The sequence below is a fragment of the Sorangium sp. So ce131 genome, from assembly GCF_051519095.1.
GTDB lineage: Bacteria > Myxococcota_A > Polyangia > Polyangiales > Polyangiaceae > Sorangium.
The window spans coordinates 4,961,551-4,986,209 of sequence record NZ_CP150455.1 but is presented as its reverse complement, the minus strand read 5'-3'; the positions used below and the strand labels follow the sequence as shown (position 1 = coordinate 4,986,209).

The following is a 24,659-nucleotide window of genomic DNA, read 5'->3' as shown; positions in this document are numbered from 1 at the left end:
GGCGCAAGCATGACCTGCTCCCGCAGCCACTATCATGAAGCGAGCGGAGTCTACGGACTGCGCCGGTGGACCGGTCGCCCGATCCACCGTGCATCACCTGTGCGCTCTCCTGGTATGCTCCCGCCCCTTGAGGCCGTCGCCCGCGCTCGGGCACCGCCGGAGACAGGAATGGCCGCGAGAAAATCGCACAAAGCGCCCGAAAGCATCGCTACCTTTCAGCCCTTCGTTTCCGCCCCGGATCCTTCGGCGCCCACCGTCCCCTCGGTCCTCGCCGTCATCTCCGCCGGGCGGCTCCTCGACCTCTGTCGCCTGCTCGGCTGCGAGGTGCGCGACATCGCCAGCAGCAAGGATCGCCTCGTCTCCAGGCTCTCGGAGCACCTGGGCGACCGGCTCCCTACCCTGCTGCGTGAGCTCGGGCGAGACGAGCTTCGCGCCGTCTGCCGCCGGCACGGCCTCGACCCGTCCGCCCGGGCGCGCGGCGACCTCCAGGCGCTCCTGCTCGAGGCCGCCGGGCTCGACCCGCGGGCGGCGACCGTACGACCGCCCGACGCGCGCGGGGACGGCCTGCCGGCCAAGGGCCAGATCGTGCACGCCCGGCACCGACAGTGGCTCGTCGACGAGGTCGTCGCCGGCGCGGGCGATGAGTCGCCGCTCGTCCGCCTGGTCTGCCTCGACGACGACGACCCCGGCCGCCAGCTCGACGTGCTCTGGAACCTCGAGCTCGGCGCGCGCGTCGTCGAGCCGGAGACCCACGGCCTCGGCGAGGTCTCGCGGCTCGATCCCCCCGCGCATTTCGGCGCCTACCTGCACGCGCTCAAGTGGAGCGCGGTGAGCGCCGCGGACGCGACCCGCTTCCAGTCCCCCTTCCGGGCCGGCATCAAGCTGATGGCCCACCAGCTCACGCCGCTCATGAAGGCGCTCGAGCTGCCGCGCGCGAACCTGTTCATCGCCGACGATGTCGGGCTCGGCAAGACCATCGAGGCGGGCCTCGTGCTCCAGGAGCTGCTGCTGCGCCAGCAGGCGAGCTTCGTCCTCGTCGTGTGCCCCGCCTCGGTGTGCCTCCAGTGGCAGGGCGAGATGCAGCGCCGCTTCGGCCTGCGCTTCGAGGTCATGACACGGCAGTTCGTCGCCTACCGGAGGCAGGAGCACGGGTTCGGGATCAACGCCTGGAGCACGCACAACCGATTCATTGTGTCGCACGCGCTCCTGCGGCGGCCGGAGTACCGCGACCCGCTGCTCCACCACCTCGGCGAGCGGGCGCGCAAGGGCCTGCTCATCCTCGACGAGGCGCACATCGCCGCGCCGGCCTCCGCGAGCAAGTACGCGACGGACACCGACATCACGCGCACCATCCGCGATCTCGCCCCCCGCTTCGACAACCGCATCTTCCTCAGCGCCACGCCGCACAACGGGCACTCGAACAGCTTCAGCGCGCTGCTCGAGATCCTCGACCCGGTGCGCTTCACGCGCGGCGTCCCGGTCGAGGGCAAGAAGGACCTCGATCCCATCATGGTCCGCCGGCTCAAGCGCGATCTCCGCCAGCTCGGCGTCGAGCGGTTCCCCCGCCGCATGCTCGTGCAGCTCGCCCTCTCGCACCGCGGCGGAGCATGGCGCCTCGAGCGGACGAGCTACGACGCTGAGACCGGAGAGGAGGGCAAAGCGGCGGCGAGCGCGATCGGCGAGGGGCAGCCGATCGAGCTGACGCTCGGAGAGAAGCTCCAGCGGTACATGGAGCTCTGCGCACCGGAGTCCGGGCAAGGACGGCTGCCGTTCATCCACCTGCAACAGCGCCTCCTATCGAGCCCCGAGGCGTTCGCGCGCACGCTCGAGGTCCACGCGCAGGGCCTCGCGAAGAAGGGCGGTCCCGTCGCCGCACCGCAACAGCAGAAAATTCCGTTCAAGGAACGGGCGGCGAAGCGGTCGACAACGGTCGACGTCGAGGCGGACCCGGAGACACACGGGCTCTCCGACGAGGCGCTCGCCGAGGAGAGCTATGTGGTCGTCCGTCGCGCCAGCGCGGCGCTCCCGAGCCCGACCGAGGAGGCGCGCGCGCTGCTCGCCGAGATGCGCGCGCTCGCCGAGAAGGCCCGCCGGGAGCCCGACGCGAAGGCGCTCGCGATGCTCGGCTGGATGCGCGAGCACCTATGTCCCGCCATCGGCCTTGGCCCGGACGCGCGCGCGCGCCGCGCCTGGACGCCGCGCCGGGTGATCCTCTTCACCGAGTACGCGGACACGAAGCGCTACCTCGTCGAGCTCCTCACCGCGGCGGTGGCGCATACCGAGGAGGGCGAGAACCGGATCCTGCAGTTCCACGGCGGCATGGGCGACGACGCCCGCGATGAGGTGCAGCGCGCGTTCAACAGCGCGCCCGACGAGCACCCCGTGCGCGTCCTTGTCGCGACCGACGCCGCGCGCGAGGGCGTCAACCTGCAGGCGCACTGCGCCGACCTCTTCCACATCGACATCCCATGGAACCCGGCCCGCATGGAGCAGCGCAACGGCCGCATCGACCGCACGCTCCAGCCCGCCGAGGAGGTCCGCTGCCACTACTTCGTCTACCCGCAGCGCCGCGAGGACCAGGTGCTTGATACCGTCGTGCGCAAGATCGCGACCGTGCAGCGCGAGCTCGGCTCGCTCGGGGCGGTACTCCTCGGTCAGATCGAGGCGGCGCTCGCAAACGGCATCACGCGCAAGGTGCACGCGGCCGTGGAGAAGGTCGGCTCCGACGCGAAGACCGCCACGGTCGATGCCGAGCTCGAGGCGCGGCGGACCGATCTGGAGGCCGTGCGCGCCGAGGTCCTGCGCGCCGGCCGGCGCCTGGAGAGCTCCCGGCGCACGCTCGAGGTCGAGCCCGAGTCGCTGCGGGGCGTCGTCGAGATCGGGCTGGGGTTCGGGGCGAAGGACGCCGGAGGTGATCCGAAGCGCCGGGCGTCGAGCCCCGTAGCCAGCGCGCCCCTTCTGAAGGAAGCGGGCAAGACCAGCGACGGTCGCGCGACGTACGAGCTGCCGCCGCTCGATCGCTCCTGGGACGTGACGCTCGACACGCTGAGGCCGCCCCGCGGGCGCACGGAGGACTTCTGGGAGTGGCGCCAGCGGCCTCCGCGGCCGGTGACGTTCCACCCGCTGGCGAGCCTCTCCGAGGGGGCCGAGCAACTCCACCTGGCGCACCCGTTCGTGAAGCGCATCCTCGATCGCTTCCTCGCGCAGGGCTTCGGCGCGCACGACCTCACCCGGGTCAGCGCCGTGGTCGCGCCGGGCGAGAGCGTCGTGCGCGTCGTCGGGTTCGCGCGCCTCACGCTCTTCGGCATCGGGGCGGCGAGGCTCCACGACCAGCTCGTCCCGGTCGCGGCCGCGTGGTCCGGGGATGCGAGCGAGGTCAAACCGTACAAGGACCGGGCGACGGCGGCGTCGGCCATCTCGTCGACCGAGCGGCTCCTGGCGGGCTCGGGCCGCGCGCCCAACGCGACGATCTCGAAGCGCATCCAGCAGAACGCCGAGGCGCTCTTCCGCGCCCTCTGGCCCCACCTGGAGGCCGAGGCGGACGCGCTGGCCGTCGAGGCACGCCAGGGTCTCGCCGAGCGCGCGCGGCGCGAGGCCGACGACCTGCGCGGCCTGCTCGCGCGGCAGCGCGTGGCGATCGACAAGGCGGAGGCGCGCCTCCGCCAGGCGGACCTCTTCAACCTGCAAGACAAGGAGCAGAAGCGGCAGGTGGACCTCGATCTGAAGCACCTCGAGCGCAGGCGCGCGGCGGCGGCGAGCGAGCTCGAGTCCGAGCCGGCCGCGATCGAGGCGCTCTACGACGTCCGCATGGCGCGCCTCACGCCGGTGGGGCTCGTCGTCGCGTGGCCGGAGTCGATGACATGAAAGATCGGGACGTACTCTTCCACAGGAAGTGGCTCGGCCTCGCCCAGCCCATCGAGGGCCTCGTCTTCAGCGTGCCCGCGCTCGCGGACGCGCAGATCGCCCCGGAGGAGCGCGCGGAGCACTCGGCCGCCTTCGCCGCGCAGCTCACCGAGGACGGCGAGCGCATCCGGAGCCTCGAGGTGTTCTTCCGCGACTTCCTCGGCTACGCGGCGCCCGGGATGCTGGTACCGCGCGCCGAGCTGCCGGCCGAGCTCTCGTTCTATGCGGCCGAAGGCGGACAGGAGATCAGGCCGAGCTTCGCCCTCGGCCGCGGCCCCTTCGTCGCCGACGACCCGTTCGCCGCGTTCGACGAGGCGCCGGGCTCCTCGCAGGACGGCGCCGCGAGCGACCCCGGCTCGCGGGCGTCCTCGGGGCCTGCCGCGCCGGCGGACGTTTCCGCCGCGAAGAAGCCGTGGTTCGCGCTCCTGTGGGACCTCACCGAGGCCGGCGCCGAGGTCGACCTCGACGAGCCGGAGAGCGTGACCGGGCCGTGGCGGTACCCGCCGACCGCGAAGCTCGAGCGCCTCCTGCGGCACGCCGGGATCCCGGTCGGCTTCCTCTTCAACGGCAAGAACCTGCGCCTGGTCTACGCGCCGACCGGCGAGTCGACCGCGCACCTCACGTTCCGGGTCGAGCACCTGCGCGGCTCGGAGGGCCGCCCGCTGCTCACGGCGCTCGATCTGCTACTGCACGCGCGGCGGGCGTACAGCGCCTCGCCCGAGCATACGCTCGAGGGGCTGCTCGCCGAGAGCCGGCGCCGGCAGGCCGACGTCACCGAGGAGCTCGCGAAGCAGGTCTTCGAGGCGGTGGAGACGCTGCTCGCCGGCTTCGAGGCCGCGGCCGCGCGCGACTGCGGGCGCGACCAGCTCGACTGGCTGAGGCCGGCGATCGAGGCCGAAGGCGACCACTTCTACCAGGGCGTGCTCTCGGTCGTGCTGCGGCTCGTCTTCCTGCTCTACGCGGAAGACCAGGCGCTGATGCCGGTGGAGCATCGTACGTATGCCGAGCACCTGAGCCTCGGCGGGCTTTACGCGCGGCTCAGCCACGACGCGGGGGCCCACCCCGAGAGCATGCACCACCGCTTCGGCGCGTACGGGCAGTTGCTGGCGCTCTTCAGGGCCGTCTTCTTCGGCGTGAAGCACGGGACGCTCGAGCTGCCGCCGCGCCGGGGCCGGCTGTTCGATCCGAACACGTACCCGTTCCTGGAGGGGGGCCTCCCGGGGTGGACCGCCGCGGTGAACAATCCGGAGGAGCGCGCGCGGGCGCGGCCGCCGAGCATCGATGACGGCACGGTCTACAAGGTGCTGCACCGGCTGATCGTGTTTGCCGGGCAGCGGCTCAGCTACCGCACGCTCGACGTCGAGCAGATTGGGAGCGTTTACGAGTCGCTGATGGGGTACCACGTACTCCGGGTCGAGAGCCCGGCGGTGCGGCTCGGCAAGTACGGAGTGTGGGTCGAGACCGGTGCGCTTCGAGGAATGGGCCCGACCGATCGGGCGCGCTTCCTCAAAGAGACCTGTGGCCTGAATCCGGGGCCGATCCTGGCGATTGAGAAAGCGGTAAAGGAGGCCGGCAAGGACGACGGCGCGCTCGCGGAGTCGCTCGCTGCGCATGCCGCCGTTGGTCGCCGCGGCGATGCGCTGCGCCACCGGGTGATCACCGGCCGGCTGGTGCTGCAGCCCGGCGAGGAGCGCCGTCGGACGGGTAGCCACTACACGCCGCGATCGCTCACCGAGAAGGTCGTGCGGCGCACGCTGGAGCCGCTCCTCGCGTGCTTGGGCGAGGCGCGCACGCCGGCGCAGATCCTTCAGCTCAAGATCTGCGACCCGGCCATGGGCTCGGGCGCGTTCCTGGTGGCCGCGTGCCGCGAGTTGGCCGGGGAGATCGTCGCGGCGTGGACACGCCAAGGCGAACTCGCGCGCATCATCGAGCAGCACGGCGACGCGCACTTGCACGCGCGGCGGCTCGTGGCGCAGCAGTGTCTTTATGGCGTCGACAAGAACGCAGCTGCTGTCGAATTGGCGAAGCTCTCGCTCTGGCTGGTGACATTGAGCCGAACGCTCCCGTTCACGTTCGTCGATCATGCGCTCCGGCACGGTGACAGCCTCGTCGGGCTCGATTTCAATCAGATCGCCGCGTTTCATTGGGCGCCGCCGAAGCAGGCGGATACGGTCCGGGCACTCCTCCGAGATGCGCTCGACCAGGCTGTGGAGCTGCGTCAGAAAATTCTCGTACTGGCAGGCTGCGAAGATCCGGGATCACAGGCCGAGAAGCGGCGGCTGTTCGACTTCTCGCAGCAGGCGATCGAGAAAGTTCGGATCGTGGCGGATGCGTGCTTGGGGGCGTTCTTCGCCGAGGAGAAGGACGCTGCGCGCGAGAAGGAGCGGAAGCGGCGGCTGGGTCTAGTAGAGGCGTGGCTAGGGCGCGAGCGGCTGATCGATGACGAGGCGCGGTCGGAGGAGGAGCGGGAGGCGGACCGAAAGCTGACGGAGGAGGCGCGCGGGGAGCTTGAGGGGCTGGCGGCAGAGGCCCGCGCGAACCTCTGGCCGTTCCATTGGTGGATCGAGTTTCCCGAGGTGTTCTTCGAGGAACGACCTGATCCGCTGGATGGCGGACGCATAAATGGCGCTGCAAGCATGGAAGCGTTCGTCAGTAATCCACCGTTCCTCGGAGGCTCCAAGGTGAGTGGGGTACTTGGCACAAACTACCGTGATTGGCTGAAGACAGCGCACCAAAATGCAGAAGGACGCGGCGACCTAAGTGCGCACTTCTTCTGGCGAGCATATTCCCTGCTCGGCGCTCATGGCGCTGCAGGCATGATCGCGACCAACACGATCGCGCAGGGTGACACGCGGGAGACAGCACTCGCGCCCATTGTCCGCAACGGCGGAACGATCTACGATGCCATATCGACGCTTCAATGGCCTGGAGAGGCAAACGTAGCCGTTGCAATCGTCCACTTTGCCATCGGCGCCCCCGGCTCGCAATCGGCCGCAAATCGCACCCTGGACGGCGAGACAGTCAACTTCATCAACTCGCTACTTCGTGCCACGCCTGAAAGAGTCGCTCCATTTACCTTGAAGGCAAACGAAGGATTTTCGTACCGCGGACACATGGTCAGCGGCATGGGCTTCATTCTATCACCATCCGAACGAGACGCATTCGTTTCGATGCGCCATTCGAACGCCGACGTGATTTTCCCGTACCTTGGGGGTGAGGAAATCAACACGGATCCGTCGCAGGGATTCCAGCGGTTTGTTATAAATTTCGGCAAGAGAGACCTTGCTGATGTAGCCGCATGGCCGGAGCTGCTTGAGAGAGTGCGTACCCTCGTGAAGCCGGCACGCGATGCAGTCCGAGACAACACTGGAAAGGGTGGCCACGGAAAGAAGTACTGGTGGCAATTCCTCGATCGCTGCGACCCAATGCACGCTGCGCTGGCCCCCGTCCATCGCTGCTTAGTCACGGCATGCGTGAGCAAGCACATAATGTTCTCGTTTCAGCCCAAGAACAGAATTTTGTCTCACAAACTCTTCGTATTTCCATTCGATCGCTTTACACATTTTTCGGTACTTCAATCGCGCATCCATTTACCGTGGGCATGGTTACTGTCCTCTACCATGAGGACGGACATCAACTACTCCACATCCGACTGCTTCGAGACTTTCCCCTTTCCCAATACGGACCCGAGGATGGTGCTACCCAATCTCGAATCCATCGGCGAGCGCCTCTACGACGCTCGAGCGCGCTTCATGGCCGACACTAATCAGGGCCTCACGAAGACATACAACGCCCTGAAGGACCCCGCGTGCGACGATCCGCGTATCCTCGAGTTGCGCCGCCTCCACGAAGAGATGGACCGCGCCGTCCTCGCCGCCTACGGCTGGACCGACATCCCCATCCCGCCCTATTGTCCCCTCACCGACAAAGACCGCGAGGCCCTCCAGGCCTTCGAGGACGAGGTCATTGACCGCCTTTACGTCCTCAACGCCGAGCGCGCCCGCGAGGAGCAGCGGCTCGGGCTCGCCGGGAAGAAGCGAGGCCGAGCCGCGAGCGAGGACAACGGCACGGAAGACGAGGCGCCGAAGGAAACCCCGGCACCGAAGAAGCCGGGCAAGGGCAAGAAGACCTCGACCACGCAGGGAAAGCTCTTCTGAGCCGCCCCTGCGCGCGTGCTTGGCGACCTTGAGCGCGTCCTCCGGGCTCGCCACGCGTTCGTCCTCCGGTATATGGTCACGCGGTCCGGACCATGAAGATCACCAGCCTCTCCCTCCGCGACTTTCGGGGCTTCACGAGCCTCGACCTGGATTTTTCGCCGGACGTCACCGCGCTCGTCGGCGTCAACGGCGCCGGCAAGACCTCGATCCTCGACGCGACCGCGCTCCTGCTCTCGTGCCTCGTGGAGAGCATCCGTTCGGGAACCCCCGAAGCCATCGCGCCGCGCGCGAGCGACGTCCGGGTCTCCGCGTCGACGGCGCGCCTGTCGTCGTCGACGGCGCGCCTGTCGTTGACGGCGGAGATCCTCGGGCAGCCGCCCATCTGCTGGAGCATCGCGAAGACGCTGCCGGGGCACCCGCCTGGAGCGCCGAGCTCGCTCGACGCGCTGCGTGAGCCCGCCGCGGCCGCGCAGGCCACGATCGCGCTCGGCTCCCCTCTCCTCCCGCTCGTCGTCTACTTCCCGACCAACCGGAGCGCGCTCGACATCCCGGAGCGGATCCGCACGCCCCACGAGTTCGATGCGCTGAGCGCCTACGACGGCGCGCTCGAGGGCGGGGCGAGCAACTTCCGGGGCTTCTTCGAGTGGTTTCGCGACGAAGAAGACCTCCTCAACGAGCAGCAGGTCCTCGAGATCATGAAGGAACCGCCGGACCCGAACGAGCCCGCCGCGCCGTCGCCGCTGCCGGCCGTCCGTAGGGCGATCGAGGAGATCCTGCCCGGCGCGCGCAGGGTCCGCATCGAGCGGCGGCCGCAACGCATGACCGTCGAGCTGAACGGCACTCGCCTCGACGTCGCCCAGCTCTCGGACGGCGAGAAGTGCCTCCTCGCCATGGCGGGCGATCTCGCGCGGCGCATGGCCCTCGCGGCACCGAAGCTACCCAATCCGCTCGAGCGCCCCGCGGTCGTCCTGATCGACGAGATCGAGCTGCACCTCCATCCCGGGCTCCAGCGGGTGATCCTGCCCCGGCTCCAGAAGGTGTTCCCGCGGGTCCAGTTCATCGTCACCACCCACTCGCCCCAGGTGCTCTCCTCGCTGCACGCGGCGAACGTCCGTCTCCTGGAGCGCTTCGAGCTCCGGAACCTGGACCGCGGGACTTGGCGGCGCGACACCAACCGCATCCTGGAGGCGGCCTTCGGCGATCCAGGGCGGCCTCCCGAGGTGGCGGCCAAGTTGAACCTGCTGCGCGACGCCGTCGATGCCGACCGCTACGACGAGGCGCGCCAGCTCATCCGTGAGCTGTCCACCATGATCGAGGGGGAGGACCCGGACGTCTTCTTCTACCAGCAACAGCTGCCGCCTGAAGGCACCACCGGGGCCGCTTCGTGAGGCACATCGGGAAGGGCGCGGAGCCGGCGACGGTAACGGAGACGCGCACCGCGTCGACGACCCACCTCTCCACGGCAGCTCGGGCTCGCACCGCGTTCGATCAGATCGACAAGGGTCGCGTACGCGCCGACCTCGCGCGCGAGCAGGGCTGGCTCTGCGCCTTCTGCATGCGTCGCGTCGACGCTGACGCCGCCGACGCTCGCGGCGAGCGCACGATGAAGATCGCCCACCGCACACCGATTGACGTCGCTCCCGCGCAGGCCCTCTCGTGGCGGAACCTCCTGGGCTCGTGCGACGGCGGGCAGCGCTCGGGGTGGCGGACGAGGAGCTGCGATGCTGCGCAGGGCTCGACGGCGCTCACCGTCGACCCGACCGTGGAAGCCTCCTGCGTTCAGCTGCGGTTCGAGCGCCGCCAGCCTCGCGAGGGGCTTTTCATCACATCGGACCACCCCGATCTCAGGACCGACGTCGAGCAGACGCTCGGCCTCAACTCGGGCGACCTCCCCGCGCTGCGGGAGCAGGCGTGGAGGGCCTTTTGCGCTCTCCAGCAGAAGCACGCGCCGAAGCAGTACGGCCGGCCCGCGCGGGCCGCGTTCTTCCAGACATGGATGAAGCAGCAGTCCGTGCGCCTCCCCGAGATGCTCGGCGTCATCGAGGAGCGCCTCCGGTGAGCACGGCGAGGGGTTGTCTTCACGCCTGCATGGACGCGATCCTGCGGCGGTGACCCCTGCCGACGTCCGCCGCCGCCTCGTCGAAGCCCTCGAAGCCGATCTCGTCGGCCCCTTCGTGCCCGACACGCACGCGCAGGGCGGCCAGGAGGTCCTGCCGCTCGCGCCGTCGCGCTGGTACCTGACCGGCTTCCTCTCGCCGGAGGGCGGCCGTGTCCCCGACCCGGAGGATCGCGACTCCACCGAGAACGGCCTCGCCGCCGGGAGCGAGAGCCAGGCCGAGGACGCCGGAAACGACGAGCCGGAGCCGAAGCGGCCGGTCCGCTTCCCCGCCTCGATGGGCCTCTCCGTGTTCCTGCCTCCAGGTCAGGGCGACACCCTTCACGTCGATCTCTGGTACGCGGACTACGACAAGATCGAGGTCGCGCTGGAGCACAGCGAGAAGAAGGTCCCCGGCTGGAAACGCGTGCCGCACGGCCCGGTCCGCGTCGCGGTGCTGCTCGACCCGAGCGTCGTTCAGCAGAAGGACGGGATCCCCGTGCCCGGCTCGCGCGGCCTCGTCCTGAAAGGAGAGCTCCGCACGACGGCGATGGACGGCCTCGAGCCCGGCACACGCGTGTTGAGCCTGTTCCTCGTCAACGACCGCGCCGCGGTGGAGCTGGACCGCGACACGCAGTTCGCGTTCCAGGTGCGGATGGAGCTCACCTACGAGCGCGGCTTCGTCTCCCGCCCGAACCGGCGCGGCGAGGACGGCGACGAGGACCAGCGCGCGCTGGCGCTCGCCTTCCGCAACCACAGGGAGTGGGCCGTCGGCCACAACACGAGCGTCGAGCGCCCGGCGGAGAGGAACGGCAAGGTCACCCGGCTCCGCACGACGCAGCTCCCCTGCTTCGAGGTGCCGCGGGTCGATCATCGAAAGATCGACGACGTCACCCTCGGCATGATGGACCTCGCGAAGCTCAACGCCAAGGGCCTCGCGAACGCGCTCTCGCCCCTGATCGAGGCCTACGGCGCGTGGATCGACGAGCAGCGTTACACGCCGCTCGATCGGCTCGAGGGCACGCGCGATGACCTGATGAACAAGGCGGCGATGGCCAAGGACCGCATCGCCAGGGGCATCGCCCTGCTCGGCCAGAACGAGCATGCGCTCAAGGCGTTCAAGTACATGAACCAGGCGATGCACGTCGCGGCGGTGCAGGCGGACAATACGCGCGAGGACCGTCGTTATACCGATGGCAAGCAGCCGGAGTGGCGCCCCTTCCAGCTCGCGTTCGTCCTCATGAACCTGCCGTCGGTGGTGGACGTGAACCACCCCGAACGGAAGCTCGCGGAGCTCATCTACTTCCCCACCGGCGGCGGAAAGACCGAGGCTTACCTCGGCCTCATCGCGTTCGTGCTCCTGCTCCGCCGGATCAAGGGGCAAGGGACGCCGCACGAGGGGCGCGGGGTCGCCGTCCTGCTCCGGTACACGCTGCGGCTGCTCACGCTGGATCAGCTCGGGCGCGCGGCCACGCTGATCTGCACGCTCGAGGAGCTCCGGCGCCGCAACCCCAAGGAGCTCGGCAATGCCCGCTTCACGATCGGCCTCTGGGTCGGCGCGAGCGCGAGCGCGAACCGCCTGAAGGACGTGCACGAGGCGCTCTCCGACTACACGCCAGGCAGGACCGACTCCCCCTTCCCGCTCACGACCTGCCCCTGGTGCGGCGAGGCGATCAAGATCCAGAACATCAAGCTCGTCGACGCCGAGGGGAAGCCGACCAAGAAGGGCTTCGCGCGCGCGGCGGTCTATTGCGACAATGGAAAGTGCCTTTACACCGAGGCCAAGACGCCGGGGCTCGGCCTGCCGGTGCTGTTCGTCGACGAGCAGATCTACCAGGAGGTCCCGAGCTTCCTCGTCGCCACCGTCGACAAGTTCGCGATGATGCCCTGGCGCGGCGACGCCGGCATGTTGTTCGGCCGCGCGACGCACCTCGACGACCAGCGGGCCTACGGCGTCATGCACGAGCCCAGGCTCGGCGCCAGGCCGCTCCCCGAGGGGCTCTTGCCTCCCGAGCTCATCGTGCAGGACGAGCTGCACCTCATCAGCGGCCCGCTCGGCACGATGGTGGGCCTGTACGAGGCCGCGGTCGACTACCTCTGCGAGAACCCCATCGGAGGCGCCCCCCGGCCGCCCAAGGTGGTCTGCTCGACGGCGACGGTCCGGCGCGCGCGCGAGCAGATCCAGGCGCTCTTCGGGCGAACGATGGTCCTCTTCCCGCCGCGCGGGATCGATGAAGGCGACAACTTCTTCTCCGAGGTCGAGCGCGACAAGCCCGGCCGGCTCTATATAGGCATCGGCGCCCCCGGCCGCGCGCTCCGCGCCGTCTCCGTCCGCTCGTACGCGGCGCTGCTCGCGTCCGCGCGGAAGCACTTCGATCCGAAGGGTGACCCGGAGCAGCCGGCCGACCCGTACATGACGCTCGTCGGGTACTTCAACAGCCTGCGTGAGCTCGGGGGCATGCGGCGCCTCGTCGAGGACGAGGTGCGCAACCGCGTCGACAACATCGAGGAGGAGAAGCGGCCCTTGCTCTTCCTCGGGCCGCACCCCTGGGCCAAGAACCGCAACCTCGAGATGCCCGCCGAGCTCACCTCGCGCGAGTCGACCGATCGCGTCAAGGACACGAAGCTGCGACTCGGCGCCCGCCGCACATCGACCGCCCCCGAGCCGCTCGACGTGGTGCTCGCCTCCAACATGATCTCGGTCGGACTGGACGTCGACCGCCTGGGGCTGATGGTCGTCACGGGCCAGCCGAAGACGACCAGCGAGTACATCCAGGCGACGAGCCGCGTCGGGCGGGCCTACCCGGGCCTCGTGGTCACCTGCCTGAACGTCATGCGGCCGCGGGATCGCTCGCATTATGAGCGCTTCGTTGCCTACCACGAGAGCCTGTACCGCGAGGTCGAGGCGACGAGCGTCACCCCGTTCAGCGGACAGGCGCTGGATCGAGGCCTCGTGGGCAGCCTGCTGTCGATGATCCGGCACGGCGTCGCGAGGATGGAGGCCCCGACGGGCGTGATGAACATCCACGAGCAGCGACCCGCCGCCGAGACGCTGGTCGCGTGGATGGTGGCGCGGGCGCGCCGACACCGGCACTTCCCCAGCAACGACGCCGAGACCCGGATCGCCGAGCTGGTGCGCGCCCGCGGCCGGAGCTTCCTCGACGCGTGGGAGCGCGTGGTCGACAAGGCGCGCGTGGGCGCCGCGAGCCGCGTCTACAGCAAGAACGACCGCGCCGGCCAGGAGGGCCTCCACCTCCTGTTCACGGCGAGCGACGACCCTCCCGACGACCACGACGCGCGGTACTTCCAGGTGCCGACGTCGATGCGCGACGTCGAGCCGAGCGTGCACGTGTGGCTGCGGTTCAAGCAGCTCGACGAGAGGGGCTGATGAACGACGCGAAGAACAGGAAGGACGCCCGCAAGGTGCTGCGCCCGGACGGCCAGCTCCGGCAGAGTCAGCTCATCACCACGTACGGGCCCGGCGCCATGGTCGACCTCGTCGACCGGGCGGTCGTCATCGGCGGCCTGGAGCACTGGAGCTACGGCGCGAGAGGGTATGTCGCGCTGGACGATCCGCGGCTCCGGCGCTCGCTCATCCCCCGCCTCAAGGCGCTCGACCCGGACCTCGACCTGGCGCGCGAGGGCTATTTCCGCATGGCCCCCGAGGGCGACGCGCGCAACCCCTTTCCGAGCGTCGGCGTCCGCGCGCTGGAGTTTCCCCGGTGGTTCGTCTGCCAGAAGTGCCGTCGTCTGGCGAGGGCGTCGGAGCAGTTCGAGAGCAAGAGCGGTCGTTATCGCCACGAGTGCGCGAAGAACAAGTGGTCGAGCGCCGTGCCGGTCCGCTTCGTCGCCGCGTGCAAGCGCGGCCACCTCTCGGACTTCCCGTGGATTCCCTTCGCGCACATGGACCGGGAGGGCGTGTGCGACCGGCCGGAGCTCTACCTGGAGGAGAAGGCGCTCGGCGACATCGCGCGCATCCTCGTGCAGTGCAAGAACTGCAGCGCGTCGACGCCGATGAGCAGGGCGACGGTGCTGCCCTACAGCTGCAACGGCGATCGCCCCTGGCTCGGCGGGCGCGGGGCCAGCGAGCCGTGTGACCAGCGCAGCGAGCTGCTCGTCCGCACGGCGTCGCACGCGTACTTCGGACAGGTCGTGAGCGCGCTGCGCCTGCCGGACCCGGAGCCCGACCCGCTGCGCCTGCGGCTGCGCGAGAAGGACGTCTGGAAGGCCGTCCAGAAGGTCACGACCGCGGAGCAGCTCGCGATGATCACCGGCCTGATGGAGCACGTCGCGAGCGCGGTCCGCGGCGCTCCGGCCGAGAAGGTGCTCGCCGCGATCCGGGCCGAGAACGACGCGACGGCCGCGACCTCGGAGCGCCCTCTGCGCAGCGCGGAGTACGACCGGCTGATGAACGCGCCGACCGAGCAGCAGGGCGCGGTCCCCGACCGGGGCGTCCAGTTCGCGGCGTACCGGGTACCGAAGGCGCGGATCGATCTGCCGCCCGGCGTCCGCGGCCTCGTCCTGGTCCCCGAGCTCCGCGAGGTGCGCGTGCAGGTGAGTTTCAGCCGTTTCGACTCGATCGGCGCCAACCTGCAGGGAGAGTACGAGTTCGCCGGACGCAAGGTGAAGCCCACCGTGCTCACGCTGCCCACGGGAAACGAGAAATGGCTCCCGGCCGCCGAGGTCCGCGGCGAGGGCGTCTTCCTGGAGCTGGACGAGAAGGCGCTCTCCGACTGGGAGAAGCGCGAGGCCGTGAAGCAGCGCGCCGAGCAGCTGCTGCGCGCGTTCGGGCAAGACAGGAAGGCCGAGTTCCCGGGGATCCGGTTCTTCCTGCTGCACTCGCTCTCGCACCTCTTGCTGACCGCGGTGAGCCTGGAATGCGGCTACGCCGCCAGCGCCATCCGGGAGCGGATCTACTGCGGGGAGGCGGAGGTCGGCGGGCCGGACATGGCCGCCGTGATGCTCACGACGGGCACGACCGGCAGCGAGGGCACCCTCGGCGGCCTCGTCGAGGAGGGCCGGAGGATCCGGCACCACCTGCGCGAGGCCTGGGATCTCGGCCGCCTCTGCTCGAACGACCCGGTCTGCGCGGCGCACGATCCGAGATCGCCGTCGAGCGACCGCCGCACGGAGGGCGCCGCCTGCCATGGGTGCCTCTACATCGCCGAGTGCTCCTGCGAGCGGTTCAACCGGTTCCTCGACCGCGCGCTGGTCGTGCCCACGATCGGTAACGACCCTGCGCTGGCCTTCTTCCGGGAGCGCCCATGACCGCCGGCCGCGCGAGCCTGAAGAACGTGGGCACCACGGTGCTTGTCGCGCTCCGGGACGCGATCGCGTCGGGGCTCCTGCGGACGCCCATCGATCAGGCGTCGCTCGTGGGTTACGGCATCCGCCATCAGGTTGAGGCGATCGAGCGCGCCCTCGCCGGCCACAGGACCGCCGCGTGCCTGGCGGTCCTCGACGTCGCGCTCGCCGAGCGCGAGGACCGCCGCCCGGCGCCGGAGCTCGTCTGGACCGGCCCCGACGTGCCCGTCGGGACGGCCCGGGACACGGCGGTCGTGCTGCGGTCGCTGTTCGAGGGCGCACGGGAGAGCGTCCTGCTCGCCGGCTACAGCTTCGATCACGCCGAGGACGTGCTGGCGCCTCTCCATGGCGCGATGCGGAGCCGCGACGTGGACGTGCGGTTCTTCATCGACATCCCGCAGATCGAGCGCAGCGCCGCCGCGGATGCCCACCTCGCGCGGTACTTCCGGAAGTTTCTCGCCGAGAGCTGGCCGTTCGGCGAGCCCCGGCCCCGCCTTTACTACGACAAGCGCGCGCTCGCGCCCGGCCCGCCCTTCTGCAGCCTGCACGCGAAGTGCGTCGTGGTCGACGGCGCGCGTGCCTTCGTGTCGAGCGCGAACTTCACCCAGCGAGGCCAGGAGAGGAACATCGAGGTCGGCGTTTTGATCGAGGACCCGAGCTTCGCGAGCTACCTGGCCGGGCAGTGGCTCGGGCTGATCGACGCGCGGATCGTGGGCGAGTACACGCCAGCGTAGTGCGCGTGTGTCCGGAGGAGCGGGAGGCGGCGGTCAGGCAGGAGCAACACGAGCTCACGGAGCTCGGCGTCGGCTAGCTAGAGAGGCTGCTTCTTCCAGCCGTACTTATCATCGGCAGCCTCCATGCATCGCTGAAACGTCGCCTTCGTGCGGAGAAAGCTGTACTTTTCGTCTGCAATAAGCTCCTGATAGCGTTGTTCTTTGAAGGCCTCGCTGAAGATGAGGCGCACGCGTGTTGACGCGAGCGTTCTCAGATGCTCCACGAAGTCCGCTTCCGCAACCAGGCGCGTGCCGTAATTTTCCATTAGACGATCGTTCTTCGAGTCATTCAGTATTGCCTGAATGAGCAGAGCCCAGACGAGGTTCCGCGCGCGCCCCAAGTAGGCGTACTTCGAGGCGCCCTTCTCCACGATCTCTCTGATGATGCGGCCCAGGCGAAAGTGGATCTTGTACGCGAGGAGTATCCGCCGTGCATCCGTTCGAAGATAGGATTCCTTGAAGGCAGCCCTGTACAGCTGCTCCTGCTCGAACACCTCTGGCAGACGCGACATCCGATCGATCTCGCCCTGAGCGGCCAGAAATGTCTGAGCGAGCGGTCGGATCTTGATGGCCTTGTACTGGTCGATGCCCATCTCGTGGAGGTCCTCGTCCGTGAGGGCCTCGAAGGCGTTCTCCTGCCGCTCGTAGAAGATGCTGAGCTCATCGCGAAACTTATCCTGAAACTCGAGCTGGATCCGGTCGCTTGCGCGCAGGTTCCAGGGCTCGACGGCGTTCTGCCGGTTGGTGTTGATGGTCACCGTCGTAACAAAATCCTCGTCACATCGGCTCACCACCTTGGCCAGTACACGCACGAGCCCGAGGCGGTCTCGATGCTGGGCGAGCAGCCTGTTCTTCTCGTTTTCGTCGAAGAAGCGCTCGATGCTGGTGATCGTCTGCGCGCCGTTCAGCACCCGCGGCTCGGTGATCGTCGCGCGGCCCCCATCGGGCTCGAACCGCTCCGCGTAGAGGGCGACGCCGTTGTGGTTGAACACGAACTCGCTCGGAAGCGTGTCTCCCTTGATGATTCGCTCGAGGGCTGCCCGGATCGACCGGTTTACCGGACGTTCGCCTTCCAACCCTGCACGGATGTTTTTCTCGAACAAGCGCTGCCCCATCTCCGTGTGCATGGTGTGCAGGTCGAGGAGGGACACGAAGCCGACGTGCATCAGCTGCCCGTCCTCCGCCTGGGCCTCGACGAACGACGGGAAGTCGATGGTATAGCGGTGCGTCTTCTTGATGACCTGTGGCCGCTTCCTTCTCGTCTCGTTCGACAGAAACTGGAACGACAACGTTACATCACGACCGGAGAAGTAGTTGTCGACGAGGTACTTCTTCTTCTCGAGATCCTCGCGCATCGCCGTAAGGACTGCACTACCTTCCGCCTTTTCGGGGTCACCGTTGAACACGAAGTAGATGAGGACGCGGTCGACGATCGCCTGGTTCTCGTGCAGGCACATCTTGAGCTGAAGGAGCATCTCGTTCTGATCATTCACTTGATGCGGATTGCCGAAAACTCGATCCATCCCCGCACCAGCGAGACGCGCGAGCGATCCTTTGAAGAGCTGATAGTCCTCCGACCACTTGAACTGGTACAGGTAGAGGTTCCGTCGCTCGCGGTCGAAGTGGTAAGCGTCAATGCCGAAATCATTGTTGCCAAAGGCGACCTGATGAGCAACGCGATCGGGCGGTTTACCCACCTCTTCTGCGAGGTACAGGAGCGCGAAGTAGTCCTCCTTCACACCACCATATTTCCCTCGGAGGTCGACGAACGCTTGCTCCAACGCTTGCTTTGTCACGCCCATCGTTTACACCCCTCGTCGCGGGGCATCGCAACGGCCGCCCCGGCGCGCGTTTCCTCACACGGATTCCTGACCGGGAGATACATCTCATGGGGACGCGAGAAGGTGCCTGACGAGGGCGGCAGCGTCTGGTGCTGATCGTAGCTGTCCACGCCCTCACCTCCTCCATGTCGCTTCGTTCGAGGCGGAATCAGGCAGCGCTCGCCTTCATCCTGACCTTGCGCTCTGCGATCCGCCATCCGCTGGCGGTGCGCTTCACGACGTCCTCGTAGATCACGGTCCCCGAGCTGCCGCTCGCGAGCACGCCGATCCCCTTGGATCGCACCCGGACCACGCCGTCCTCGTCGACCCGCACCATGACGTTCGTCACGTGGTGCCCGACGGGGTTGCCCTCGCCCTTGTGCTGGAAGAGCTCCCGCAGGCGCTCGAGGCCGCGGTGCGATCCGAACCCGAGCGCGCTGACGTCGTACACGGCGTCCTCCGTGAACAATTGGTCGAGGTCGTCGATGGCGCCGTCGTCCACGAGGTGCCCGTGCAGGGCGATCAGCTCGTGAATGGCGAGGCGATCCTCGACGGCCAGGATCGTGTTGCGGTCTGTCATATCAACCTTTCATTCTGTCGTGTTCCGGCTCGATGTGCCGGGTTCTCTTCCGTTCGTCGACCCCGGGCTGGCAATCTCTCTCGACGGCGAGGGGTGCCGGCCGCGAGATCTCAAGATCGCCTCTGACACCTGCCCCGAGAGCCCAATCTACACCTCGGCGGAACTGGATCCTAGCGGACCGGTGATCCAGCGCACCGGAGAATGACCGCTCACCGCCGCAGGATCCCGAGCCCCCGAGCCTGCTCGCGCAGCGCCGCGATCACCGCCGCCGTCGCCGGCCCCGGCGGCGCGGGCCGCCGCCCTCGCACGAGCGCCAGCGTGCGCGACAGCGGCGCGAGATCCTGCACGGGCACCTCGACCAGCCTTTGCTCGGCGAGGTCCTCCGCGATGTAGGTCGTCGGAAAGAAGCCCACGGCGACCCCACGCGCCACGAGATACCGCGCCGTCTCCATCGGCACGTCCATCGACGTCCCTGCCTGCTCGGCGATCCGCGTGATCTCCGGGTGATGCGCACGCCACCACCGCAGCCGCAAAAAAGGCCGCCCGAGCCGCGCGACATCCTCGCGCTCCACGCGCCGCCTCCGCGCGAGCGGGTGCTCCGGCGCGACCGCGAGCACCACCGGCTCGCGCATCAGGAACAACCGCGTCAAGTCGGCCGCGCCCGCGTCCAGGCACGGCCACACGACGACCCCGAGCTCGACGAGCCCGTCGAACAGCATGGCGAGCACCCCCTCGTGCGCGGCCGACCTCACCAGCCACTCGAGCGACGGGTGCGCGGCCGCCACGCTCGCGAGCGCGGGGCCGACCAGCCCGGCGGCCACCGATCCGAGCGACGCGAGCGTCACTCGGCCGCGCTGGCCGGTGCGCGCGAGCCGCGCCGCCTCGAGCCCCTCGTCGAGCACCTCGGTCGCGCGGCGCGCGAACGGCAGGAAGCCCTCGCCGAGCGGCGTCAGCGCGATCCGTCGGCCGCGGGTGAACAGCGCGCCGCCGACCTCGGCCTCGAGCGCGCCGATGCGCGCGCTCACTGCCGGCTGGCCGACGCCCAGCGTCCGCGCGGCGCGCGTGAAGCTGCCCTCGCGCACGACGCGCAGGAAGGCCGTCAGCTGCGCGACGTCCATGACCGCGCTCCCTCCATCGAAAACGTCGATGCGACCCATCGCTCCGATTGCATTGAAGCATGGTAGGGCGGCCGCTAGGTTCACCGCCATGGACACCGTGCGAATGGCCCACGCCGGCGACGCCGCGGCGGTCGCGGCGATCTACGCCCCGAGCGTCGCGGGGCCGACCTCGTTCGAGCTGGAGCCGCCGACCGCGGGCGAGATGGCGGCGCGCATCGCCGGCGCGCTCGCCCACGCGCCGTGGCTGGTCCTGGAGCGCGACGGCGCGGTGGTCGGCTACGCGTACGGGGCGCGCCACCGCGACCGCGCGGCCTACCTGTGGTCGGTCGACACCAGCGTGTACATCGACGCCGCGCACCACCGCACCGGGGTCGGCCGCGCGCTCTACCGCGCGCTGCTGCCGCTGCTGCGCCTGCAGGGCTTCTACGTCGCCCACGCGGGCGTCACGCTGCCGAACCCGGCCAGCGTCGGCCTGCACGAGGCGCTCGGCTTCGAGCCGGTCGGCGTCTACCGCGACGTCGGCTTCAAGCAGGGCGCGTGGCGCGACGTCGGCTGGTGGCGGCTCGCCCTGCGCGCGCCGGACGGCGCGCCTGCGCCGCCACGGACGCCGGCGGAGATGGCAGGGCACCCGGAGTGGACGGCCATCCTCGAACACAACGGAGGATCACGTCGCCCGTGAGCCGCTCCCCGACCGGCGGCCCCCTCGAGTCCTCGGCGGGGCTGTGTCCCTGGAGCCGCGCGGCGCCGTGGTCGCGACCGGCGCTCACACGCGCGCCGAGAACAGCGCCGCGCAGCCCACGACGTCGACGGAGACGTCTCGAAACCGCTGGTCGAGCGCCCGCTTCAGCCCTTCGAGATCGTCCTTCTCGTTGTGGAAGATCCCCTGCTCATTGTAGACGGCCATCAGGCGCTTCGCGAGCCAGCCCCGAGCGACGCCGCCTTGCAGCAAGGTCGCCCCGAACAGCACGGCGCCGGGGTTCATCAGCGGCTTGAGGTGATCGAAGGCCACGGCCTTCGACTCGATGGATCCAGGAATGCAATGGAGGAGGTAGTTGATCCCGACGGAGTCGAACCGTTGCCCATCCAGCGAGATCGGCTCCAGCACATTCCGGCGGTACGTGAGCGGCCTGTGCCTAGCGATTCGTTGAGCCGCGAACTCGAGCGTGTTGGGGTTCAGATCCATCAACGCGACGCGCGGGAGGGACGATGGAAATCGGCAGCGATCAAGGAAGTATCCCGTGCCTACCCCGACGTCCAGGTGATTTGCGCTGACATGCCGGTTGTAGTGAGCCTCGATCCGCTCCGTGGGGCACTTCCATATGAAGCGGTTCGAAACGCCGAGCACGACGAAGTCGTACACGGCAAGGTTGCTCTTCGTGTAAACAGCCTGTCCAGCTTCAACCTGCTCGGTCGTGACGCTCATGACTCATTTCCTCGACTGCCGACTAGGGGAAAAGAAGAACCCGAACGATTCGAGGAACGCAAGGGCAAATCGCCTCGCTCACCTCGGGTGACAGGAGATCCCTTGCGCGAGCTCAAGCACCGCCCATGATCGTGAAAGCGTCTGCGGCTGTTCCAGCGCCTCCGCCTCTGTCCGGCGCGGCGGCGCGCCAAGCTCTGGAGCGGCCGTCGATGCCGCGGGAGGGCGCTCGATCGAGCTCGCGCTCGATGCACGTTGCCAGGGTGCTCACGAAGGGATCAAGCACCATCGTCGCATGGTCGCCCGGGACGGGCACGACGCGAACGCGGCCCCTCACGAAGGCGGACCACCCGAGGTCGGGGCTCTCGCGAAAGAGCGTCGCGCAGCGGAACATCGTGACATCGCCGTCGAACGGCGCCGGCTCCCAGGACGTCCACAGCCGCACGTTGTGCGCGGCGATCGCGGCCGCATCGTGCAGGAAGGCGAGCGGCGCATCGCCGGTCAGGGGCACCTCGCGCTCCCGGAGGTGACGCGTGATGAGCTCGAGGATCGCGTCGACCTCCATCGACAGGATGTCCTCCTGCGTGTACGTCGTCATCCGCAGCGACTCGATGAGGCCCCAGAGGATCGCCTGCGGGCGCTGCCTCTCCGACGTCCCCGAGGCGACGTACGCCGGGCCGTCGAGCAGCAGCACCGGCGCCACTGCGTGGCCGCGGTCGACGAGCTGCCGCGCCATCTCCACCGCGACCACGCACCCGAACGAGTAGCCGCCGATCCGGTACGACGCCTGGCCGGGCAACGCCGCCAGGAGCTCGTCCACGTACACGGCGGCGAGCGCGCCGAGGCTCCCGGGCAGCGGGCCCCGCTGGGCGAGCGCCGACTCGTCGAACACCCAGACCGGCAGCGACCCGCGCAGCGCGTCCTTCAGCTCGCGCAGGTACCACACGTTGCCTTCGAGCGGCGGCGCAAGGATCAAAGGCTGCTCGTGACCCGAGCGACGGAGCGGCAGCAGGATCGAATCACGGGCGTGCACCCGGTCCGAGCGGTCCGCTCGGTCCGAGGGGTCCGCTCGGTCCGAGGGGTCCGGCACGAGCTCGGACTCCTCGCGGGACCAGGTCGGATCCTCGGCCGGCGCGGCCGCGTCCGGCTCGCTCGCCGCTGCGTCCCCCGCAGGGTCGCCCGACGCGCGCACCGCCGGCTGGCTCGACTCGGCCGCCGACGCAAGGTCGGCGAGCAGGTGCCGGGCCAACCGCGCCGGCGTCGGGTGATTGAAGGCCACCGCCGCGGGCAGCGGCAGCCCCGTCTCGTCCCGCAGCCGGTTGCGCAGATTGAGCGCCATGAGCGAGTCGAGCCCCAGGTCGATGAAGCCCGTGTCAGCGCCGATCGCCGCCGGCTCGGCGTGTCCCAGCACCGCGGCCGCGGCGGCGAGCACCCGCTCCAGCACCGCCGCCTCACGCCGGAGGACCGGCAGCGCCGAAAAGCGCTCGACGAACGCCCCGCGGCCGGTCGACTCCACGGCGCGCCGGCGCGGAGCGCGAGCCCGCCGGCTGCGCAACGGCGGCACGGCAGCGCCGCCCTCGACGCTCACCGGCCGGCTCTGCAGCGCGGCGATCTGCGAAAGCGGCGCCCCCGTCGCATCGGCCACCGCCAGCGCGACGTCGTCGCCGCTCGGCGTCAGCCGCACCCGCAGCGCCCTGGCCCCGGTGGCGAACAGCGCAGCGCCGCGCCAGGCGAACGGCACGCTCAGCGTCTCGCCCTCGTCGAGCAGGAGCGCGTGCAGCGCCGCGTCGAGCAGCGCCGGATGCAGGCCGAAGCCGTCCACCTCGCCCAGCGCCTCCGGCGCCACCACCTCGGCGTAGAGCTCTTCCCCACGCCGCCACGCCGACCGCAGGCCCTGGAACCGCGGCCCGTACTCGTGGCCGGCCTCGGCCACCTTCGCGTAGAAGCCATCCAGATCGAGCGGCTCCGCCCCGGCGGGCGGCCACTCCGTCAGGTCGACGTCGGGCGCCACGCTTTCGGCGCCGAGCCGCCCCTCGGCGTGCAGCACCCACGGCATGTCCTCCGCCGCGTCCTCCGCCCGCGCGTGGATCGCCAGCGCGAAGCCCGTGTCGCCCGGCACCGGCGCGACGCTCACCCGCAGCGCCAGTCCGCCCCGCGACGGCACCACCAGCGGCGCAGCAAGAACCAGCTCGGCCACCGTCGCCGCCCCGACCCACTCGGCCGCGTGCTGCGCCAGATCGAGGAACGCCGTCCCGGGCAGCAGCACATGGCCGCTCACCGCGCAGTCCACCACCCAGGCCGGACTCTGCCGCGACACCCGGCCCGTCAGCACCAGGCTGCCGTCCGGCAGCCACACCGCCGCCCCGAGCAGCGGATGGCTCCCGCGCGACAAGCCAAGCGCCGTCGCATCGCCGCTCGACGCCGGCACATCGCGCCAGTAGCGCTGCCGCTGGAACGCGTACGTCGGCAGCTCCGCCACTACCGGCGCCTTCGGCAGGAGATCTCCCCAGCCGACCTCGACCCCGTGGCAATGCAGCGCCGAGAGCGCCAGCAGCAGCTGCCCGCGACTCCCCTCGTCGCGCCGCAGGCTGCCGACGACGACGCCGCCCTGCGCCTCCACCGCCGCTCCGACAGGCACCGTCAGCACCGGGTGCGGGCTCATCTCCACGAACACGCCGTGATGGCCCTCGAGCAATGTCGCCAGCGCACGGTCCAGCCGCACCGGCGAGCGCAGGTTCGCGCACCAGTACTCGGCGCTCAGCGCGTCCCCGTCGACGATATCGCCCGTCACCGTCGACACCATGGGCACCGCGCTCGCCCGAGCTCCGATGCCCTCGAGCGCCGCGCGCAGCTCCGGCAGCAGCGGGTCGACATGCGCGCTGTGCGACGCGTAATCCACCGCGATCCGCCGGCAGAAGATGCCCTCCGCCTCCAGCTGCTGCAAAAGCGCCTCCACTGCCTCCGGGTCCCCCGCCACCGCCGTCTGCTCGGCGCCGTTGACCACCGCCACCGAAACGCGGCCCGCGTGACCCGCCAGCCGCTTCTCCACCTCCGCTACCGGCAGCGCCACCGACGCCATCGCGCCGGTCCCTGCCAGCTTCCCCACCAGCCGGCTGCGCGCCGCCACGACGCGCGCTCCGTCCTCGAGGCTCAACGCGCCGGCCACCACCGCCGCCGCCACCTCGCCCTGGCTGTGACCCACCACCGCCGCGGGCTCGACGCCCCACGACCGCCACACCTGCGCAAGGCCGTATGCCATCCCGAACAGCGCCGGCTGGATCACCTCCACCGCTTCCAGCCCCGGCGCCTCCGCATCGCCCCGCAGCACCGCCGTCAACGACCAGCCCGTATGCGGGCGCAGCGCCGCGTCGCAGGCCGCGATCGCCTCGGCGAAGACTGGCTCCTCCGCCAGCAGCGCTCTGCCCATCCGAGGCCACTGGCTCCCCTGCCCGGGGAACACGAACACCACCCCTCCCCGTGCCTTCGCCT

13 protein-coding genes (1 of these 13 running past the window's edge) are annotated in these 24,659 nt (G+C 69.6%); 8 read left to right on the top strand and 5 right to left on the bottom strand.

Features of this window, described 5'->3' with window-relative positions:
* The first annotated feature begins 168 nt into the window (after positions 1–168).
* The 7 genes from drmD to drmC all read left to right on the top strand — a co-directional run bounded on the left by drmD (position 169) and on the right by drmC (position 16,193).
* Positions 169–3,864 carry a DISARM system SNF2-like helicase DrmD gene (gene drmD, locus WMF43_RS18100; RefSeq protein WP_437681714.1) on the top strand — a complete coding sequence of 1,232 codons (3,696 nt, stop codon included), beginning with the start codon at positions 169–171 and terminating at the stop codon, positions 3,862–3,864.
* Positions 3,861–8,060 (top strand): DNA methyltransferase, encoded by a 4,200-nt coding sequence (locus tag WMF43_RS18095; RefSeq protein ID WP_437681712.1) that lies wholly within the window; start codon positions 3,861–3,863, stop codon positions 8,058–8,060. Before drmD ends, WMF43_RS18095 begins: the two co-directional genes overlap by 4 nt.
* A 92-nt stretch (positions 8,061–8,152) precedes the next feature.
* A complete protein-coding gene (locus WMF43_RS18090; protein ID WP_437681711.1) occupies positions 8,153–9,448 on the top strand; it encodes an AAA family ATPase in 1,296 nt (431 codons plus the stop codon).
* Positions 9,445–10,119 (top strand): hypothetical protein, encoded by a 675-nt coding sequence (locus tag WMF43_RS18085; protein ID WP_437681709.1) that lies wholly within the window; start codon positions 9,445–9,447, stop codon positions 10,117–10,119. The genes WMF43_RS18090 and WMF43_RS18085 overlap by 4 nt, the downstream gene beginning before the upstream one ends.
* Before the next feature lie 49 nt (positions 10,120–10,168).
* Positions 10,169–13,543 (top strand): DISARM system helicase DrmA, encoded by a 3,375-nt coding sequence (gene drmA / locus WMF43_RS18080; RefSeq protein ID WP_437681708.1) that lies wholly within the window; start codon positions 10,169–10,171, stop codon positions 13,541–13,543.
* Positions 13,543–15,423 (top strand): DrmB family protein, encoded by a 1,881-nt coding sequence (gene drmB, locus WMF43_RS18075; RefSeq protein WP_437681706.1) that lies wholly within the window; start codon positions 13,543–13,545, stop codon positions 15,421–15,423. Before drmA ends, drmB begins: the two co-directional genes overlap by 1 nt.
* A complete protein-coding gene (gene drmC, locus WMF43_RS18070) occupies positions 15,420–16,193 on the top strand; it encodes a DISARM system phospholipase D-like protein DrmC (RefSeq protein ID WP_437681705.1) in 774 nt (257 codons plus the stop codon). The genes drmB and drmC overlap by 4 nt, the downstream gene beginning before the upstream one ends.
* Before the next feature lie 77 nt (positions 16,194–16,270).
* On the opposite strand, the gene WMF43_RS18065 is transcribed toward drmC, so the two are convergent.
* From WMF43_RS18065 to WMF43_RS18055, 3 genes are all read right to left on the bottom strand, one after another.
* The gene (locus WMF43_RS18065) at positions 16,271–18,034 is read right to left on the bottom strand and encodes an AIPR family protein (RefSeq protein WP_437681703.1); all 1,764 of its coding nucleotides are present in this window, start codon (positions 18,032–18,034) and stop codon (positions 16,271–16,273) included.
* 187 nt (positions 18,035–18,221) lie between these two features.
* Positions 18,222–18,632: a nuclear transport factor 2 family protein gene (locus WMF43_RS18060; RefSeq protein ID WP_437681701.1), complete on the bottom strand. Its 411-nt coding sequence runs from the start codon at positions 18,630–18,632 to the stop codon at positions 18,222–18,224.
* A gap of 209 nt (positions 18,633–18,841) precedes the next feature.
* Complete coding sequence (locus WMF43_RS18055) at positions 18,842–19,750, bottom strand: LysR family transcriptional regulator (protein WP_437681699.1); 909 nt, start codon at positions 19,748–19,750, stop codon at positions 18,842–18,844.
* Positions 19,751–19,838: 88 nt separating this feature from the next.
* On the opposite strand from WMF43_RS18055, the gene WMF43_RS18050 reads away from it, so the two are divergent.
* Entirely contained in the window at positions 19,839–20,429 is a 591-nt protein-coding gene (locus tag WMF43_RS18050) for an arsinothricin resistance N-acetyltransferase ArsN1 family B (RefSeq protein ID WP_437681697.1), read from the top strand.
* Between the two features lie 84 nt (positions 20,430–20,513).
* On the opposite strand, the gene WMF43_RS18045 is transcribed toward WMF43_RS18050, so the two are convergent.
* Positions 20,514–21,173 carry a class I SAM-dependent methyltransferase gene (locus tag WMF43_RS18045; RefSeq protein ID WP_437681695.1) on the bottom strand — a complete coding sequence of 220 codons (660 nt, stop codon included), beginning with the start codon at positions 21,171–21,173 and terminating at the stop codon, positions 20,514–20,516.
* Between the two features lie 112 nt (positions 21,174–21,285).
* Positions 21,286–24,659 carry the 3' end of an SDR family NAD(P)-dependent oxidoreductase gene (locus WMF43_RS18040; protein WP_437681694.1) on the bottom strand. Its footprint extends 10,747 nt past the window's final position, so the window shows 3,374 of its 14,121 coding nt (coding positions 10,748–14,121); its start codon lies beyond the right edge, outside the window; its stop codon occupies positions 21,286–21,288.